This is a genomic window from Azohydromonas australica DSM 1124 (genome assembly GCF_000430725.1).
Lineage (GTDB): Bacteria > Pseudomonadota > Gammaproteobacteria > Burkholderiales > Burkholderiaceae_C > Azohydromonas > Azohydromonas australica.
The window spans coordinates 16,534-33,634 of the sequence record NZ_AUMO01000066.1 but is presented as its reverse complement, the minus strand read 5'-3'; the positions used below and the strand labels follow the sequence as shown (position 1 = coordinate 33,634).

Genomic DNA, 17,101 nt, shown 5'->3' with positions numbered 1-17,101 from the left:
GGCCTCCTGCAATCCCCGAGCTGGGTTGCCAATGAATTAGGACCCCGAGCATGAGTACTGTCAATTGAACTTCCGACACCCTGTGGAGGGGCCCTTGCGGTGGTCCTGCCCTGTGCGCGAGCGCCTTTGAAGGCGGCAGTAGCATGGTCCGCGGTGCTTGTGTTGCACCACCGCCCCGGGGGTTCAAAACCATGCTGATCCGAGTGCTCTCCCATGGCGGCCAGCCGCTGCCGGCGCCCTCGGCCGCCCGCTTCGACGCGGCTGGCGGCTTCATCGGGCGCGGCATCGACTGCACGCTGGTGCTGCCTGACCCGCAGCGCCTGATGTCGCGCCGGCACGCGCAGGTGAGCTGGCGCGAAGGGCGCTTCTTCATCCGCCAGCTCGGCGCCAACCTGGCGCTGGAAGTGGACGGCCGCCCGCTGGGCCCGGAGGCCGAGGCGCCGCTGGCACCGGGCATGAGCCTGCGCATCGGCGCGTACCTCATGGAAACCGAGGACGACCTCGCCGAAGCCGCCACGCCGGCGCCACCGGCGCCTGTACCCGCTCCTGCCCTGCTCCCGCCCGCACCGGTCGCGTCCGCACCGGCCGCCCGCCCCAGTGCCTTCAGCGAGGTGCTGGGCGAAGGCGCGCCGCCGCCGGCCGAGGTGGATGCGCCCGCACCCATGGTGCCGATCGCGGCCGTGGCGCCACCTGCCGACCCTGCCGCCGCGGCGCTACTGGCGGCGTTGTACGCCGGGCTGGAAATGCCCGTGCCGCCGGCGCCCACGCCGCAGGAGACGAACCTCGTCGGGCGGCTGCTGCACGCGGCCATCGGCGGGCTGCTGCAGCTGCTGGCCGCGCGCCACGTGGCCAAGCGCGAGCTCGGCGCCGCGGGCACGCGGCTGCAGACGCGCGAGAACAACGCGTTGAAATTCTCACCCGACGTCGACACCGCCCTGGCGCACCTGCTGGGCCCGGCGCGCCGGGGCTTCATCCCGCCGCTGGCGGCGGTGCGCGAGGCCTTCGAGGACGTGCGCACGCACGAGATCGCGCTGCTGGCCGGGCTGCGCGCGGCGCTGGACGCGCAGCTCGCGCGGCTGGCGCCGCAGGCGCTGGAGGAGCAGCGCCACGCCCGCGGCGGCTGGAGCGCGCCGCTGGACGTGTGGCGCAAGGCGCAGCTGTGGGACCGCTACTGCGAGCTGCACGCGCAGGCGCTGGCGGAGCTGCAGGAGCAGACCGACCCGTTCTCGGCCCGCGCCTTCCTGGAGGCCTACGAAGCGCAGCGGGAAAAACTCTCGCGCCAGCCGGGCGGGCAATGACCCGAGTCAATTCCGCCCCTGGAGGCCATGGCTACAATGGCGGCCTTTCCGAGGAGCGTTGCAAGGTCCCAAGGTCGGCATGACCGGGGCCCCAGGCTCGGAAACCTTCCCCAAGAAGCAACCGCGCTCACCCGCAACGTCCAACAACGTGGGTGAGTCCCTCTTCACGGTTGCGTGCGCGTTGCGGGCTCTGCACTGGAGACCCCATGAACGCCGCTGTTCTCAAGCCCACCCAAGACTACGTCATCGCCGATGCCTCGCTGGCCGATTGGGGCCGCAAGGAAATCCGCATCGCCGAGACCGAGATGCCCGGCCTGATGGCCATCCGCGAGGAGTTCGCCGCGCAGCAGCCGCTCAAGGGCGCGCGCATCACCGGCAGCCTGCACATGACCATCCAGACCGCCGTGCTGGTGGAGACGCTGCAGGCGCTGGGCGCCGAAGTGCGCTGGGCCTCGTGCAACATCTTCTCCACCCAGGACCACGCCGCCGCCGCGCTGGTCGCCAAGGGCACCCCGGTGTTCGCCTACAAGGGCGAGACGCTCAAGGACTACTGGGACTACACGCACCGCATCTTCGACTTCGGGCCCAAGGGCAGCCAGGGCGAAGGCCCCAACATGATCCTGGACGACGGCGGCGACGCGACGCTGCTGATGCACCTGGGCAAGCGTGCCGAGAAGGACCCCTCCGTCATCGCCAATCCCGGCAGCGAGGAAGAGCGTGAGCTCTTCGCCGCCATCCAGGCCAAGCTCGCCGAGGACGCCACCTGGTACAGCCGCAAGTCCGCCCACATCATCGGCGTGACCGAGGAAACCACCACCGGCGTGCACCGCCTCAAGGAGATGAGCGCCAAGGGCACGCTGCTGTTCCGCGCCATCAACGTCAACGACTCCGTCACCAAGAGCAAGTTCGACAACCTCTACGGCTGCCGCGAGTCGCTGGTGGACGGCATCAAGCGCGCCACCGACGTGATGATCGCTGGCAAGGTCGCCGTGGTGTGCGGCTACGGTGACGTGGGCAAGGGCTCGGCCCAGGCGCTGCGCGCGCTGTCGGCCCAGGTGTGGGTGACGGAGATCGACCCGATCAACGCCCTGCAGGCCGCCATGGAAGGCTTCAAGGTCGTGACGATGGAGTGGGCCGCCGACAAGGCCGACATCTTCGTCACCACCACCGGCAACCGCGACGTCATCACGTTCGAGCACATGGCGGCCATGAAGGACCAGGCCATCGTGTGCAACATCGGCCACTTCGACAACGAGATCCAGGTCGCCAAGCTGGAGCAGCAGTGCAAGTGGGAGGAGATCAAGCCGCAGGTGGACCACGTCATCTTCCCTGACGGCAAGCGCATCATCCTGCTGGCCAAGGGCCGCCTGGTGAACCTGGGCTGCGCCACCGGCCACCCCAGCTTCGTGATGAGCTCCTCCTTCGCCAACCAGACCATCGCGCAGATCGAGCTGTTCACGCACAGCGACGCCTACGACGTGGGCAAGGTGTACGTGCTGCCCAAGCACCTGGACGAGAAGGTGGCGCGCCTGCACCTGAAGAAGGTCGGCGCGATGCTCACCGAGCTGACCGACGAGCAGGCCGAGTACATCGGCGTGCCCAAGCAGGGCCCGTACAAGCCCGACACCTACCGCTACTGATCCAGTAGCCGCAGCACCGAAGGAGGCCAGGCCATGCGAGTGGACCAGCTGCTGGTGCAGCGCGGCCTGGCCCCCAGCCGCTCCGCGGCGCAGCGCCTGATACAGCGCGGCGCCGTGCGCTGGCTCGGCGCCGCCGGCTGGATGACGCCGCGCAAGGCCGGCGACGAGGTGGGCGAGCACTGCGAGCTCGAAGTCGCCGACGACGCCGAGCTGCGCTGGGTCTCGCGCGGCGGCCTCAAGCTCGAAGGGGCGCTGGCCGCCACCGGCTTGCAGCTCGCCGGCCGCTGCGCCCTCGACGTGGGCCAGAGCACCGGCGGCTTCACCGACGTGATGCTGGCGCAGGGCGTGGCGCGCGTGGTGGGCGTGGACGTGGGCCACGGCCAGCTCAACCCGAAGCTGCGCGCCGACGCGCGCGTGCACGCCTTCGAGGGCGTGAACGCGCGGCAGTTGACGGCGCAACAGCTCGGCGACGCCATGCCGGCCGAGGGCTTCGGCTTCGTCACCGGCGACCTCTCCTTCATCTCGCTGACGCTGGTGCTGCCCGCGCTGGCGCCCTTGCTGGCGCCGCAGGGCGACCTGCTGATGCTGGTGAAGCCGCAGTTCGAGCTGCAGCCGGCGGACATCGGCAAGGGCGGTCTGGTGAAGGACGCCGCGTCCTATGCGCGCGTGGAGCAGCGGCTGCGCCAGGCTTGCGCCGACGCCGGGCTGCAGGTGCAGCGCTGGCTCGACAGCCCCGTGACCGGCGGCGACGGCAACCGAGAATTTTTCGTGTGGGCACGGCCCGCACGCCAGGGAGACCACACATGACTCAACCCGTGACGCGGGACGTCCCGCTCAGCCTTGAGTTCTTCCCCCCCAAGACGCCCGAGGGCGTGGCGAAGCTCGCCGCCGTGCGCGAGCAGCTGTATGCGCTGAAGCCCGAGTTCTGCTCCGTGACCTACGGCGCGGGCGGCTCCACGCAGAGCGGCACGCTGCAGGCGGTGCGCTCCATCCTGGCCGAAGGCCAGCAGGGCGCGCCGCACTTCTCGTGCATCGGCGCCAGCCGCGAGTCGATCCGCGCGCAACTGGCCGAGTTCAAGGCCGAGGGCATCAAGCGCATCGTGGCGCTGCGCGGCGACCTGCCCAGCGGCTTCGGCGCGGGCGCCTTGGGCGAGTTCCGCTACGCCAGCGACCTGGTGCGCTTCATCCGCGAGGAGACGGGCTCGCACTTCACCATCGAGGTGGGCGCCTACCCGGAGATGCACCCGCAGGCGCGCTCGCCGCGCGCGGACCTGCTGGCCTTCGCCACCAAGGTCGAGGCCGGCGCGGATGCGGCCATCACGCAGATGTTCTTCAACGCCGACGCGTACTTCCGCTTCGTGGACGAGACGCGCGCGCTGGGCGTGGGCATCCCGATCGTGCCGGGGATCATGCCCATCACCAATGCCAGCGGCATCCTGCGATTTGCCGACGCCTGCGGCACCGAGGTGCCGCGCTGGATGAGGCTGCGGCTGGAGTCCTTCAGCGACGACACGGCCTCCATCAAGGCCTTCGGGCTGGACGTGATCACGGCGCTGTGCGAGCGGCTGCTCGATGCCGGCGTGCCCGCGCTGCACTTCTACACGATGAACCAGTCCGCCGCGGTGCTGGAGCTGTGCCGCCGGCTGGGGCTGGGCCGCTGAGTTTGATCTCGATCAGGTGCAGCAGGCCTGCCGTGGTGCGTCCGCAACAACCCCCGGTGGACCTTGCTGCAGCTCAATTCGGCCCCAAGGCCCGGCGCGCCTAATTCTCCTCAGCCAAACGGCTTTACCCCGTATCGAGGAGAAGAGGACATGAAAAAGCATCTGATCGCCCTGGCCGCCGTTGCCGCCACCCTGGCCGCTCCCCTGGCCCAGGCCCAGGACACCGGCTCCTGGATCGTGCGCGGCCGCGCGCTGCACCTGGACTCGGCGGACAAGGGCACGGCCAAGGACACCGCGGCGGCTGCCGGTCTGCGCGTTGACAACAAGACCTTCCCCGAAGTTGACATCACCTACTTTTTCACGCCCAACCTGGCCGCTGAGCTCGTTCTGACGTATCCGCAGAAGCACGACGTCTACACCAACGCGGGCCTGCTGGGCACCGTCAAGCACCTGCCGCCGACGCTGAGCCTGCAGTACCACGTCACCGGCCTGACGGGCTTCCGCCCCTACGTCGGCGCCGGCCTGAATTACACCCGCTTCTCCGGCATTCACCTGGGCAACGACACGATCACGCTGGACAAGAACAGCGTGGGCCTGGCCTTCGGCGCCGGTGCGGACGTGCCGCTGGGCGGCGGCTGGCTGCTGAACGTCGACGTCAAGAAGGTCCACATCCACACCGACGTGCAAGTCAAGAGCAGCGGCGCCACCGTGGGCAGCCTCAAGATCGACCCGGTGCTGTTCAGCCTGGGCGTGGGCTACCGCTTCTAAGCAGTTCCTGCTCCAACGAAAACGGCGGCCCGCGGGCCGCCGTTTTTCATGGTCGTTGCGCCGTCGATCAGCGCTTGAGGTCGGGCGCGGGATGCTCCGAGTCGGGCGACTGCCAGGCCAGCCCGTCCTCGTTGAGGATGGCGTCCAGCGGCACGTCGTGCGGCTCGGCCTTGAGCCAGGGCACATGGGCATGCGTGTAGGCCAGGCCCACGGTGTAGGGGCGCGGCTGCAGCGCCGCCAGCGTGCGGTCGTAGAAGCCGCCGCCGTAGCCCAGGCGCACGCCGCCCGGCCCGTAGCCCACGCAGGGCACCAGCAGCATCTCGGGCAGGAAGCTCTCGGTGTCCTTGGGCTTGGGGATGCCGAAGGCGTCCTCCTCCATCGGGCAGCCGGGCCACCAGACGTGGAAGCGCAGCTGCTTGGTCTCGCGGTCGATCACCGGCAGCCCGATGCGCCGGCCCGGCTCGGCCTCGCTCCAGCGGTAGAGCGCGGGCAGCGCGTCGAACTCGCCCTTGATGGGCCAGTAGGCGCCGATGGCCGTCTCCTTGCGCGTGACCAGCCACACCCGCAGCACCTGCTGCAGGTACTGCGCGCGCTGCAGCCGGTCCACCAGCGACTGGCGCTCGGCCTGGAGCTGGCGGCGCAGCAGCGTCTTGTCTCGCGAGAAGTCCAACGGCAGGGACGGGGGCGAAGTCATGGCGGCGGCGTCGGTGTGGCAGGACCTGCCATTGTGCCGGCAGCGGCTTGCACGGGCCTTTTGCGCGCGCAAGCAGCCCCAGCAAGCACCGCGCTCAGCAGGCGGCCGGCGCGCCGCGCTGCGGGCGCGGCAGCGCGCGCGCACGGCGCAGCAGCGCTTGCAACCCGCCCCAGACCGGCCCGGGCGCGGCGGCCGGCGCCAGCAGCAGCTCGAAGCGGCTGTCGCGCCAGCCTTCGGCCACGAACTCCACGCCCGGCGGCAGCACCAGGCGCTCGCCCGCGCGCAGCCACAGGTCCTCGCTCGCCGCCGCACCCGCGGTGGGCGTAAGCCAGAGCTCGCCTTCGAGCACACGCAGCCAGCGCGTCTGGCGGGAGGCGGCCAGGCGACGCGCCTGACGCCGCGCCAGCGTCCACACCGGCGCCGTGGCACTGCGGGACTGTTGCGTTTCAAGCATCAAAATCTGCGTCTTCATGGGGGCCTCCTGGCATCTGTCACGCCTCTACTATCGTCACGGAAGCGGTGCCGGTCCAATGAGATCGCCGCGCTGCATTGATGCGTTTTGATCATGAATAGACTGTCCCAGCGCCCACTGGCCGTGGGCCCGCTGCGCGCCTTCGAGGCGGTGGCGCGGCTGCTGAGCTTTCGCGCCGCGGCGCAGGAGCTGTTCCTGACGCAGTCGGCCGTGAGCCGGCAGATCCGCGCGCTGGAGGAGGAGCTGGGCGCGCCGCTGTTCGCGCGCGGCACGCGCCACGTGGAGCTCACCGCCGCGGGCGTGACGCTGCAGCGCGGCGTGCTGCCGCTGCTGGACCGGCTGGACTCGACGGTGCGCCAGATCCGCCTGGCGCGCGGGCGGCGCCAGGTGAACATCTCCACCTTCGCCTCCTTCGCCTCGATGTGGCTGCTGCCGCGGCTGGAGGCGTTCCAGCGCGCGCAGCCGGACATCGACATCCGCATCAGCGCCACCGACCACCTGGTGGACCTGGACGACCCGGAGCTGGACCTGATCCTGCGCTACACGCTGCCCGGCAACGTGCCAGCCGAGGCGCAGCGGCTCTTCGGCGAGGTGCTCACGCCGGTGGTCAACACCGGGCTGTGGACGCAGTCGCGCCAGGGGCAGGCGCCGGCGCTGGCCACGCCGGCGGACCTGGCGCGCCACACGCTGCTGGAGGAGGACGATCCACGCGCGTCCATCAACTATTCGAGCTGGCGCCACTGGCTGCGCCAGCACGGCCAGCCGCGGCTGGAGCCCGCGCGCTGGATCTACCTGAACTTCACCTACCAGCAGGTGCAGGCCGCGCTGGCGGGTCAGGGCGTGGCGCTGGCGCGGCTGGCGCTGGTGCTGGAGGCGCTGGAGCGCGGCGAGCTGGTGGAGCCCTTCGGCGCGGCGGCGCGGGTGTCCTCGCCCTACGCCTACTGGCTGATCCCCAGCCGCGCCGCGCAGGCGCGGCCGGAGCTGGCGCAACTGCAGGAGTGGCTGCTGGCGCAGGCGGCGGTGTCGCGCCGGGCGCTGGGCGAGGAGTGAGCCGGCCACGGGGCCGCGGCTGCTTGCGCCGGCAACAGTTCACGCCCGCCCGGCCTTTTTGGAGGAGCCGCACGGGCTCGGGCCCGCCCAGTAGGCCAGCCCGGTGCCGGGGCTTTTTTTGAGCGCTTTGAGGCGGCCCGGGCTGCGCTAGATTCGACCGCATCTCCTCCCTCGCGCCCTTTCATGAACCGCCCTTTCCGCCTGGCCGCGCTCTCGCTTGCCCTGCTGACCGCCCTGCCCTGCACCGTCGCCCACGCCCAGAGCGGCGACGACATCGTGGTGGAGGCCCGCGACGCGCTGCGCAAGCGCGACCGCATGAAGCTGGCCGCCGCCCGCAGCCTCGTCACCGCCGAGCGCCATCCGCTGGCGTCCTGGGTCGAGTACTGGGAGCTGAACAACCGGCTCGGCCAGGCCAGCACCGAGGAGGTCGAGGCCTTCTACGCACGCTGGAGCGGCACCTACGTCGAGGACCGGCTGCGCAACGACTGGCTGCTGGAGCTCGGGCGGCGGCGCGACTGGTCCGCCTTCAGCCGCGACTACCCGCGCTTTCGCATGAACGACGACCGCGAGGTGAGCTGCTACGCGCTGCTGACCGAGCACCTGGCCGGCAAGGACGTGCGCGAGGCCGCGCGCGAGGCCTGGCTGGCGCAGCGCGACGCCGATGACGGCTGCAACTTGCTGGCCGGCACGCTGGCCCGGGCCGGCGTCTTCGGCGCCGACGAGGTGTGGGCCAAGCTGCGCCTGAGCGCCGAGGGCAACCGGCCCAAGGCCGCGCAGGCCGCCGCGGCGCTGCTGGGCAATCCCGCCGTGGGCGCGGCGCTGGGCGAGGTGTTCGGCCAGCCCCCGCGCTACCTCGCGCGCAAGGCCTCGGCGTCCGACCGCGCCGGCGCGGAACTCGTCGCGCTGGCCATCGCGCGCGCCGCCGCGGCCGATCCCGAGAGCGCCGCCACGCTGATGCAGGACTGGCAGGGCCGGCTGCCGCCGCAGCTCGCCGGCTGGGCCTGGGGCCAGGTGGCGCTGCAGGGCGCGCTGAAGCTGCTGCCGCAGGCCGCCGAGTGGTACCTGCGCGCCAGCGCGCTGTCCACGGCGCCGGGGCCGAAGGTGGCGTGGTCCGAGGACATGCTGGCCTGGCAGGTGCGCGCCGCACTGCGCGGCAGCCCGCAGCGCTGGGCGCTGGTGCGCGACGCGGTGGACGCCATGCCCGCAGCGCGCCAGCGCGAGCCGGTGTGGGTGTACTGGAAGGCGCGCGCGGTGCTGGCCGAGGCCGTGCCCGGCGCCGAGGGCGACACGGTGCGCCAGCAGGCGCAGCAGGCCCTGGCGGGCATCGCCAACGGCCTGAGCTTCTACGGCAAGCTCGCCGCCGAGGAGCTTGGGCGCAAGACGGCGCTGCCGCCGGCGCCGCAGGCCCTGACCACCGCCGAGCGCGACGCGGCCAATTCGCACCCCGGCCTCACGCGCGCGCTGCAGCTCATCAACCTGGGCCTGCGCAATGAGGGCGTGCGCGAGTGGAACTACAGCCTGCGCGGCATGGACGACCGCGCGCTGCTGGCCGCGGCGCAGCGCGCCTGCGAGCGCGAGGTGTGGGACCGCTGCATCAACACCAGCGAGAAGACGCGCGACGAAGTGGACATGAACCAGCGCTTCCCCATGCCGCACCGCCAGGCGGTGCTGCGCGAGGCGCGCGCCATTGGGCTGGACCCGGCCTACGTGTACGGGCTCATCCGCCAGGAGTCGCGCTTCATCACCGACGCGCGCTCGCACGTGGGCGCCTCGGGCCTGATGCAGGTCATGCCCGCCACCGCGCGCTGGACGGCCAAGAAGCTGGGCATCCCCTACTCCTCCGACCTCATCACAGACCGCGACACCAACCTCAAGATCGGCACCGGCTACCTGAAGCTGGTGCTGGACAGCTTCGAGGGCCGGGAAGCGCTGGCCGCGGCCGCCTACAACGCCGGGCCGGGCCGGCCGCGGCGCTGGCGCGAGGGCAACACGCTGGAGGCGGCGGCGTGGGCGGAGAACATTCCCTTCAACGAGACACGCGACTACGTGCAGAAGGTGCTGTCCAATGCCGCCGACTACGCCGCGCTGATCACCGGCCAGCCGGTGACGCTCAAGGCGCGGCTGGGCACGACCATCGGCCCGGCCGCGCGCACCACGCCGGACGCGGAACTGCCCTGAGCCGCGCGGGTCTGTCTTTCAGGGAATCACTTGCCAAGGAGTCCGTCATGCACCGCCTCTTGATCCTCGGCGGCACCGGCTTCGTGGGCCGGGCGCTGTGCTCGCAGCTTGCCGACCGCTACCCCGACACCGAGCTGCTGGTGCCCACCCGCCACGCCGGCCAGCGCCGCGAGCTGCTGGCCCTGCCCGACGTGGAGCTGGCACAGGCCGACATCCACGACGAAGCCGCGCTGGCGCGGCTGCTGCCGGGCTGCGACGCGGCGGTCAACCTGGTGGGCATCCTGCACGGCGACGAGGCGCGCTTTCGCCGCGTGCACGCGGAGCTGCCGCGCAAGCTCGCGCATGCCTGCCGCATCGCGGGCGTGCGCCGCGTGGTGCACATCAGCGCCATCGGCGCGGCGCCGGACGCGCCCTCGCGCTACCTGCGCTCCAAGGCCGCCGGCGAGGCGGCGCTGCAGACCTCGGGGCTGGACGTCACGATCCTGCGGCCCTCGGTCATCTTCGGCGAGGAGGACCACTTCCTGAACCTGTTCGCCAAGTTGCAGGCCTGGGCGCCGGTGCTGCCGCTGGCCAGTGCGCACGCGCGCTTCCAGCCGGTGTGGGTGCAGGACGTGGCGCGGGCGCTGCTGAAGAGCCTGGAGGAGCCGCGCACCATCGGCGAGGTCTACGAGCTGGCGGGCCCGCGCGTGTACACGCTGGCGGAGCTGGCGCAGCTGGCCGGGCGCGCCAGCGGGCACGAGCGGCGTGTCATCGCGCTGCCGGATGCGCTGGCACGGGTACAGGCCGGCCTGATGGCGCTGCTGCCGGGCGAGCCGCTGATGTCGGGTGACAACCTGGACTCGATGAAGGCGGACAACGTTGCCAGCGGCCACCTGCCGGGGCTGCAGGAGCTGGGCATCCAGCCCGCGGCGGTGTCGGCCGTCGCGCCGGAGTACTTGGCGCAGCAGCATGGGTGCCACCGGCTGGATGCGTGGCGGGCGCGGGCGCGGCGCGGATGAGCGCAGCGCCCGGCGGCCGTCCCGCCTGAAACGACAAAGGCCGCTCGATGCGGCCTTTTTTACTTCAAGCAGCGAACCTTACTTCGCCTTCTTCACCGGCCGCTGCCACCCTGCCAGCGACACCTGCCTGGCGCGCGCCACGGTGAGCTGGCCGGCCGGGGCGTTCTTGGAGATGGTGGAGCCTCCGCCGATGGTCGCCCCCGAGCCGATCTCCACCGGCGCCACCAGCACGCAGTTGGAGCCGATGCGCACGTCGTCGCCGATGACGGTGCGGTGCTTGTTCACGCCGTCGTAGTTGGCGGTGATGGAGCCCGCGCCGTAGTTGGTGCGCTCACCCACGGTGGCGTCGCCCAGGTAGGCCAGGTGGTTGGCCTTGGCGCCGCGCGCCAGCGTGGAGTTCTTGACTTCCACGAAGTTGCCGATGTGCACCTCCTCGGCCAGCTGCGCGCCCGGGCGCAGCCGCGCGAAGGGGCCGATCTGCGCCTGCGAGCCCACCTGCGCGCCGTCGATGTGCGTGAAGGCGACGATCTGCACCCCGGCGCCGATGTGCGCGTTGCGGATCACGCAGTGCGGGCCGACGCGCACGCCGTCGCCCAGCACCACGTCGCCCTCGAACACGCAGCTGATGTCGATTTCCACGTCCTGCCCACAGGTGAGGCGCCCGCGCAGGTCGAAGCGCGCCGGGTCGGCCAGGCGCACGCCGGCTTCCATCAAGGCTTCGGCCTGCTGGCGCTGGAAGCGCCGCTCCAGGTCGGCGAGCTGCAGCGGGCTGTTGACGCCCAGCACCTCGGTCTCGCCGCCGGGCTGCGCCGCCACCACCGGCACGCCCTCGGCCACGGCCATGGCGACGATGTCGGTCAGGTAGTACTCGCCCTGGGCGTTGTCGTTGTTCAGCTGGGACACCCAGCGCTGCAGCAGCGCGGTGGGCGCGGCCATCATGCCGGTGTAGACCTCGCGGATCTGGCGCTGCGCGGCGCTGGCGTCCTTGTGCTCGACGATGGCGCGCACCTGCTCGCCCTCGCGCACGATGCGCCCGTAGCCGGTGGCGTCGTCCAGCTCGATGGTCAGCAGCGCCAAGCGCTGGCCGCCGCAGGCCTCCACCAGCGCTCGCGCGGTCTCGGCGCGGATCAGCGGCACGTCGCCGTTGAGGATCAGCGTGGTGGCCAGCGCCGTGTCCAGCGCAGGCGAGGCCTGCTGGATGGCATGCCCTGTGCCCAGTTGCGGCTGCTGGCGCACGAACTGCAGCCCCGGCGCGGCGACGGCGGCCTCCACCGCCTCGGCGCCATGGCCGGTGATGACAACCGTGCGCTGCTGCGATCCCAGCGCCTCCACGGTGTTGAGCACGTGCTGCAGCAGGCTGCGGCCCGCGAGCTTGTGCAGCACCTTGGGCAGCGCTGATTTCATGCGGGTGCCTTTGCCCGCGGCCATGATGACGACGTTGGATGCCATGAGTGAGTCCTTGCGACGGTGGCGAATTATCGGGTTGGCGCTGCTGCTGTTGGCCCTGGCGGGCTGCGCGGCTTTGCGCCTGGTCTACAAGCAGGCCGACGAGCTGCTGTACTGGTGGGCCGACGGCTACGTCGACTTCACCGACGCCCAGGCGCCGCGCGTGCGCGCCGGGCTGGACGAGTTCTTTGACTGGCACCGCCGCACGCAGCTGCCGCAGTACGCCGCGCGGCTGGCGCAGCTGCAGCCCCAGGTGACGGCCGACACCACGCCCGCGGCCGCCTGCGCCTTCAAGGACGAGCTGCAGCACTGGTTCGACGGCGCCTTCGAGCAGGGCCTGCCCGCGCTGTCAGCGCTGGCCGTGACGCTGGAGCCCGACCAGCTCAAGTCGATGCAGAAGCGCTTCGACAAGCTCAACCGGGCCTTCCGCGACGACTTCGTCAAACCCGATGCGGACGGCCGCCGCGAGGCGCTGCTCAAGCGCACGGTGGAGCGCGCGGAGAAGCTCTACGGCCGCCTGGACCACGCGCAGCGCGAGCGCATCGGGCAGATCGAGGCCGGCTCGCCCTTTGACGGCGAGCACGCGCTGCGGATGCGCGTGTCGCGCCAGCAGGACGTGATCCAGACCCTGCGCGGCCTGCAGGGCGCCACGCCCGCGCAGGCCCAGGCCGCGCTGCGCGCGCTGGCCCGGCGCGTCGAGGAGCCGCCCGACCCCGGCGACCGCCGCTACCAGCTGGCGCTGCAGGAGTTCAACTGCGGCCTCTCAGCCCAGATCCACAACCTCAGCACCCCCGAGCAGCGCCGCACGGCGCGCGAGCGGCTGCGCGGGTGGGAAACGGACTTCCGGGCGCTGGCGGCGCAGGGGAAGCATTGAAGGGCACGCCCCGCGCGCCCTCTCACTGCGCCTTCGCCGCCGCCTCCTGCGGGTCCAGCGGCACGTTCACGCGCCGCGGCGAGGGGTTGCCTTGCGGGAAGTCGGCCAGCGCGGCGCGGAACATGGCCTCGAACAGCGCCGATCCGCCAGAGAGCGCGCCGTCGCTGCGCGCATGGCTCTCGTACAGCACCTGGCTGCCGCCGTGGTCGCGGATGATCACGCTGACCTCGCGCTCGTACCACGGCGAGCTGTAGGCCGGGCCCCAGCCCGCGCCCCAGCCCGGTCCCCACGGGCTGCCCCAGAAGCCGGGATAGCGGCGGTACGGCCAGCTCCAGCCCGGCCCCCACGGCCCGCCCCAGGGCCCCCAGTAGTCCAGCCGGTCGTAGCGCACGTTGCGCATGGATATCTGCACCTTCACGCCCGCCTGCGCCGCGTCGGTCGCGGGCGTGAAGCCAGCCTGCGCCAGCGCCGGACGCGCCGCGTCCTCCAGCTGCTGCTGCAGCGTGAGCTCGGCCTGCTGCGAGGGCAGCCGCTCGAACACGTAGCTGCCGGGCGCGCGCCCGGACGGCCAGGCGCCGTAGCCCACCACGTCGGACGACACCTGGTTCAACGAAGCACAGCCCCCCAGCAGCACGCCGGCAGCCAGGGTCACGCTCAGGCGAAGGGACAACATGACAGCTCCTGTGACAAGGGGAAACGGCAAGCGCCGTGCCCCGTGGGGGCGGCGGGATGGCGGCTCAGCGGTCCAGCTGCAGCTGCACCACGCCCTGCGCCGGCGCTTCTTCTTCCTCGTGGTCGAAGGCCTTGTCGCCGTCCGGATCGGGCACGCCCGTGGCCTTGAGGCCCATGAAGTCGTAGAGCTTCCTGTCCATCATGTGCGACGGGACGATGTTGCCCATGGCGGTGAACATGTTGTCGATGCGCCCGGGGAAGCGCTTGTCCCAGTCGCGCAGCATCTGCTTGATCTGCACCCGCTGCAGGTTCTCCTGGCTGCCGCACAGGGTGCAGGGAATGATCGGGTACTGCCGGTGCGCGGCCCAGCGCTCGATGTCGGTCTCGGCCGCGTAGGCCAGCGGGCGGATGACGATGTTCCTGCCGTCGTCGCTGACGAGTTTCGGCGGCATGCCCTTCATGCGGCTGCCGAAGAACATGTTCATGAACAGCGTCTGCAGCATGTCGTCGCGGTGGTGGCCCAGCGCGATCTTGGTGGCGCCCAGCTCGCCCGCCACGCGGTAGAGGATGCCGCGGCGCAGCCGCGAGCACAGGCTGCACATCGTCTTGCCCTCGGGGATGTGCTTCTTGACGATGCTGTAGGTGTCCTGGTTCTCGATGTGGAACGGGATGCCCAGGCTCTTGAGGTAGTCCGGCAGCACGTGCTCCGGGAAGCCGGGCTGCTTCTGGTCCAGGTTGACGGCCACCAGCTCGAACTTGATGGGCGCGCGCTGGCGCAGGTTCATCAGGATGTCCAGCAGCGTGTAGCTGTCCTTGCCGCCGGAGAGGCAGACCATCACGCGGTCGCCCTCCTCGATCATGTTGAAGTCGGCAATGGCCTGGCCGACCTGGCGGTGCAGCCGCTTGCTGAGCTTGTTGATCTCGAAGGCGGCCTTCTTCTCGGCGCGGCGGGCTTCGTCATCCAGCGCCGGGACGCTCTCGGACATCAGGTCGGGGGTGCTGCTCATGGCTTTCAGGACTGCTCGTCGTTCTTGACTGCGAACACTTCAACGCCCACCGCCTCGCAGTCGGGATACACGTCGGGCTTCTCGGTGGAGACGCGCACGGCCATCACGCGCGGATGCTTGAGCATCAGCGCCAGCACGTCGTCGCACAGCGTTTCCTGCAGGTGGATGTGGCCGCGCGACACGCGCTCGGCGATGGTGCGGCGGATGAAGTCGTAGTCCACCACCTCGTGCAGCTCGTCGGCCTTGGGCGTGGACAGCGCCAGCGGGATGTAGAGCTCCACGTTGATCAGCACCCGCTGCTCGCCCTTCTTCTCGAAGTCGTGCACGCCGATGTTGATCCACACCTCGTAGTTGCGCAGGAACAGCCTGCGGCAGGACATGAGGCTGGGGTGGGAAAGCAGGCTTTGCATCTCAATCGGGTTTAGTGGGCGCGAGAAAAAGCACGTCGCGCGCCTGCCGTGCCAGGTGTTGGCCGCCGTCCACCAGCAGCGTGGTGCCGGTGATCGCCGGCGATTCGAGGACGAAGCGCACGGCGTGCGCGATGTCCCCGGCGGTGGAGGAGCGGCCCAGCGGCGTCATCGCATGCGCGGCCGTGAACTGCTGCTCGTCCATCGGGCCCGAGGGCAGCGTCACGCCCGGGGCCACGCCGGCCACGCGCAGCCGCGGCGCCAGGGCCATGGCCAGCAGCGTGGTGGCGCTCTCCAGCGCCGCCTTCGAGAGGGTGTAGGACAGGTGGTCCGGATTCGGGTTCCACAGCTTCTGGTCCAGCAGGTTCACCACGCAGCCGCGCGCCTCGCGCGTGGCCAGGTGCGCGTGCAGCGCGTGCGCCAGCAGCACGGGGGCGGCGGTGTTGGCCCGCCAGTGCCGCTCCATGGCCGCGTGCGTGAAGCTCTGCACCGTGTCGTGCTCGAACAGCGAGGCGTTGTTGACCACCGCGTCAAGCCGGCCCAGCGCCTCCACGGCGGCAGGCACCAGGGCCCGTGTCGCGGCCTCGTCGGCCAGGTCGGCGCTGAACACCTCGGCGCGCGCGTCCAGCGCGCGGATCGCCGCCACGGTGTCGGCCGCCTCGTCCTGCGAGCCGCGGCAGTGCACGGCCACGTCCCAGCCGTGGGCGGCCAGATCGAGCGCGATGGCGCGGCCGATGCGTCGGGCGCTGCCGGTAACCAGCACGACGGGTCGCTGGACCATGATTCCTACAATCCCCCACATGCATAGAGAAGACGAACCCGCCAGTGTATCGGCCGCGCTGGCCCGGCAAATCCGGCAGGACATCGCTGCGGCCGGCGGCTGGTGGCCCTTCGACCGCTTCATGGCCGCCGCGCTGTACCTGCCGGGCCTGGGCTACTACGCCCACGGCGGCGTGAAGTTTGGCTGGTCGCCCGAGAGCGGCAGCGACTTCGTCACCGCGCCCGAGATCAGCCCGCTGTTCGGCCACACCGTCGCGGTGCAGGTGGCGCAGGTGCTCGATGCCACGGGCCTGGCGGAGGTGGTGGAGTTCGGCGCCGGCACCGGCGCGCTCGCCGCGCAGCTGCTCGAAGCCCTGGGCGACCGCTGCGCCCGCTACACCATCGTCGAGCTCTCAGCCTCGCTGCGGGAGCGCCAACAGCAGCGGCTGGCCGCCTTCGGCGAGCGCGTGCGCTGGGTCGATGCGCTGCCCGAGGCCATCGAGGGCGTGGTGGTGGGCAACGAGGTGCTGGACGCCATGCCCGTGCAGCTGCTGCACTGGGACGGCGCGCAGTGGCTCGAACGCGGCGTGGCGGTGGACGAGTGGAAATTCGTCTTCGCCGACCGCCCCACCGAATTGCGCCCGCCGGTGGAAGGCCCCTTCGTGCCCGGCACCGTGACGGAGATCCACCCGCAGGCGCGCGCCTTCATCGCCACGCTGGCCGACAGGCTCCAGCGCGGCGCCGCCTTCTTCATCGACTACGGTTTTCCGGAAGCCGAGTACTACCACCCGCAGCGCCACGGCGGCACGCTGATGTGCCACCGCGCGCACCAGGCCGACACCGACCCGCTCAGCGACGTGGGCCTCAAGGACATCACCGCGCACGTGGACTTCACCGGCATCGCGCTGGCCGGCCAGGACGCCGGGCTGGACGTGCTGGGCTACACCTCGCAGGGCCACTTCCTGATGAACTGCGGCCTGGCCGAGCGGCTGGTGCAGGCCGGCGTGCGCGAGCGCGCCATGGCGCAGAAGCTGATGCAGGAGCACGAGATGGGCGAGCTGTTCAAGGTCATCGGCTTCGGCTGCGGCCTGCCCGAAGGCTTCGATGCCATCGGCTTCGTGCACGGCGACCGCAGCCACCGGCTGTGAAGCGGGCCCACGATCTGCCGGGCCCCTGA

Annotated in this window: 17 protein-coding genes and 1 riboswitch; of the genes, 10 read left to right on the top strand and 7 right to left on the bottom strand. The window is 71.2% G+C overall.

Annotated features, from left to right (window positions below):
- Window positions 1–191 precede the first annotated feature (191 nt).
- The 5 genes from tagH to H537_RS0111435 all read left to right on the top strand — a co-directional run bounded on the left by tagH (window position 192) and on the right by H537_RS0111435 (window position 5,367).
- Window positions 192–1,298: a type VI secretion system-associated FHA domain protein TagH gene (gene tagH / locus H537_RS42345; RefSeq protein ID WP_028998050.1), complete on the top strand. Its 1,107-nt coding sequence runs from the start codon at window positions 192–194 to the stop codon at window positions 1,296–1,298.
- Between the two features lie 44 nt (window positions 1,299–1,342).
- A riboswitch (S-adenosyl-L-homocysteine riboswitch) is annotated at window positions 1,343–1,434 on the top strand.
- 70 nt (window positions 1,435–1,504) lie between these two features.
- Window positions 1,505–2,938: an adenosylhomocysteinase gene (gene ahcY / locus H537_RS0111450; protein ID WP_028998049.1), complete on the top strand. Its 1,434-nt coding sequence runs from the start codon at window positions 1,505–1,507 to the stop codon at window positions 2,936–2,938.
- Between the two features lie 33 nt (window positions 2,939–2,971).
- On the top strand, window positions 2,972–3,745 hold the full coding sequence (locus tag H537_RS0111445; protein WP_028998048.1) for a TlyA family RNA methyltransferase: 774 nt from the start codon (window positions 2,972–2,974) through the stop codon (window positions 3,743–3,745).
- Window positions 3,742–4,599, top strand: a complete 858-nt coding sequence (gene metF / locus H537_RS0111440) for a methylenetetrahydrofolate reductase [NAD(P)H] (RefSeq protein ID WP_028998047.1) — start codon at window positions 3,742–3,744, stop codon at window positions 4,597–4,599. The genes H537_RS0111445 and metF overlap by 4 nt, the downstream gene beginning before the upstream one ends.
- Before the next feature lie 150 nt (window positions 4,600–4,749).
- Window positions 4,750–5,367, top strand: a complete 618-nt coding sequence (locus H537_RS0111435; protein WP_028998046.1) for an OmpW/AlkL family protein — start codon at window positions 4,750–4,752, stop codon at window positions 5,365–5,367.
- 67 nt (window positions 5,368–5,434) lie between these two features.
- On the opposite strand, the gene H537_RS42340 is transcribed toward H537_RS0111435, so the two are convergent.
- Window positions 5,435–6,061, bottom strand: coding sequence for a 5-formyltetrahydrofolate cyclo-ligase (locus H537_RS42340; RefSeq protein WP_051242376.1), 627 nt, complete (start codon window positions 6,059–6,061; stop codon window positions 5,435–5,437).
- A 94-nt stretch (window positions 6,062–6,155) separates the two neighbouring features.
- The gene (locus tag H537_RS42335) at window positions 6,156–6,533 is read right to left on the bottom strand and encodes a DUF2917 domain-containing protein (RefSeq protein ID WP_064735951.1); all 378 of its coding nucleotides are present in this window, start codon (window positions 6,531–6,533) and stop codon (window positions 6,156–6,158) included.
- Window positions 6,534–6,626: 93 nt separating this feature from the next.
- On the opposite strand from H537_RS42335, the gene H537_RS0111420 reads away from it, so the two are divergent.
- From H537_RS0111420 to H537_RS0111410, 3 genes are all read left to right on the top strand, one after another.
- Window positions 6,627–7,583, top strand: a complete 957-nt coding sequence (locus H537_RS0111420; RefSeq protein WP_028998045.1) for a LysR substrate-binding domain-containing protein — start codon at window positions 6,627–6,629, stop codon at window positions 7,581–7,583.
- A gap of 183 nt (window positions 7,584–7,766) precedes the next feature.
- Window positions 7,767–9,761 carry a lytic transglycosylase domain-containing protein gene (locus H537_RS0111415; protein WP_028998044.1) on the top strand — a complete coding sequence of 665 codons (1,995 nt, stop codon included), beginning with the start codon at window positions 7,767–7,769 and terminating at the stop codon, window positions 9,759–9,761.
- 47 nt (window positions 9,762–9,808) lie between these two features.
- Entirely contained in the window at window positions 9,809–10,759 is a 951-nt protein-coding gene (locus H537_RS0111410) for a complex I NDUFA9 subunit family protein (protein WP_028998043.1), read from the top strand.
- Between the two features lie 78 nt (window positions 10,760–10,837).
- Here H537_RS0111410 and glmU read toward each other — a convergent pair whose 3' ends face one another.
- Window positions 10,838–12,208, bottom strand: a complete 1,371-nt coding sequence (gene glmU / locus H537_RS0111405) for a bifunctional UDP-N-acetylglucosamine diphosphorylase/glucosamine-1-phosphate N-acetyltransferase GlmU (RefSeq protein WP_028998042.1) — start codon at window positions 12,206–12,208, stop codon at window positions 10,838–10,840.
- On the opposite strand from glmU, the gene H537_RS0111400 reads away from it, so the two are divergent.
- Window positions 12,207–13,079, top strand: coding sequence for a DUF6279 family lipoprotein (locus H537_RS0111400; RefSeq protein WP_028998041.1), 873 nt, complete (start codon window positions 12,207–12,209; stop codon window positions 13,077–13,079). The two genes, glmU and H537_RS0111400, sit on opposite strands and share 2 nt — an antisense overlap.
- Before the next feature lie 22 nt (window positions 13,080–13,101).
- On the opposite strand, the gene H537_RS0111395 is transcribed toward H537_RS0111400, so the two are convergent.
- From H537_RS0111395 to H537_RS0111380, 4 genes are all read right to left on the bottom strand, one after another.
- Complete coding sequence (locus H537_RS0111395; protein ID WP_028998040.1) at window positions 13,102–13,752, bottom strand: DUF4136 domain-containing protein; 651 nt, start codon at window positions 13,750–13,752, stop codon at window positions 13,102–13,104.
- 64 nt (window positions 13,753–13,816) lie between these two features.
- Complete coding sequence (gene ttcA, locus H537_RS0111390; protein ID WP_238446665.1) at window positions 13,817–14,737, bottom strand: tRNA 2-thiocytidine(32) synthetase TtcA; 921 nt, start codon at window positions 14,735–14,737, stop codon at window positions 13,817–13,819.
- Between the two features lie 26 nt (window positions 14,738–14,763).
- Window positions 14,764–15,168: a dihydroneopterin aldolase gene (locus H537_RS0111385; protein ID WP_028998038.1), complete on the bottom strand. Its 405-nt coding sequence runs from the start codon at window positions 15,166–15,168 to the stop codon at window positions 14,764–14,766.
- A gap of 1 nt (window position 15,169) precedes the next feature.
- Window positions 15,170–15,946, bottom strand: a complete 777-nt coding sequence (locus H537_RS0111380) for an SDR family oxidoreductase (RefSeq protein ID WP_238446663.1) — start codon at window positions 15,944–15,946, stop codon at window positions 15,170–15,172.
- A gap of 19 nt (window positions 15,947–15,965) precedes the next feature.
- Here H537_RS0111380 and H537_RS0111375 point away from each other — a divergent pair, with 19 nt between their 5' ends.
- The gene (locus H537_RS0111375) at window positions 15,966–17,072 is read left to right on the top strand and encodes a class I SAM-dependent methyltransferase (RefSeq protein WP_028998036.1); all 1,107 of its coding nucleotides are present in this window, start codon (window positions 15,966–15,968) and stop codon (window positions 17,070–17,072) included.
- Window positions 17,073–17,101: the final 29 nt, after the last annotated feature.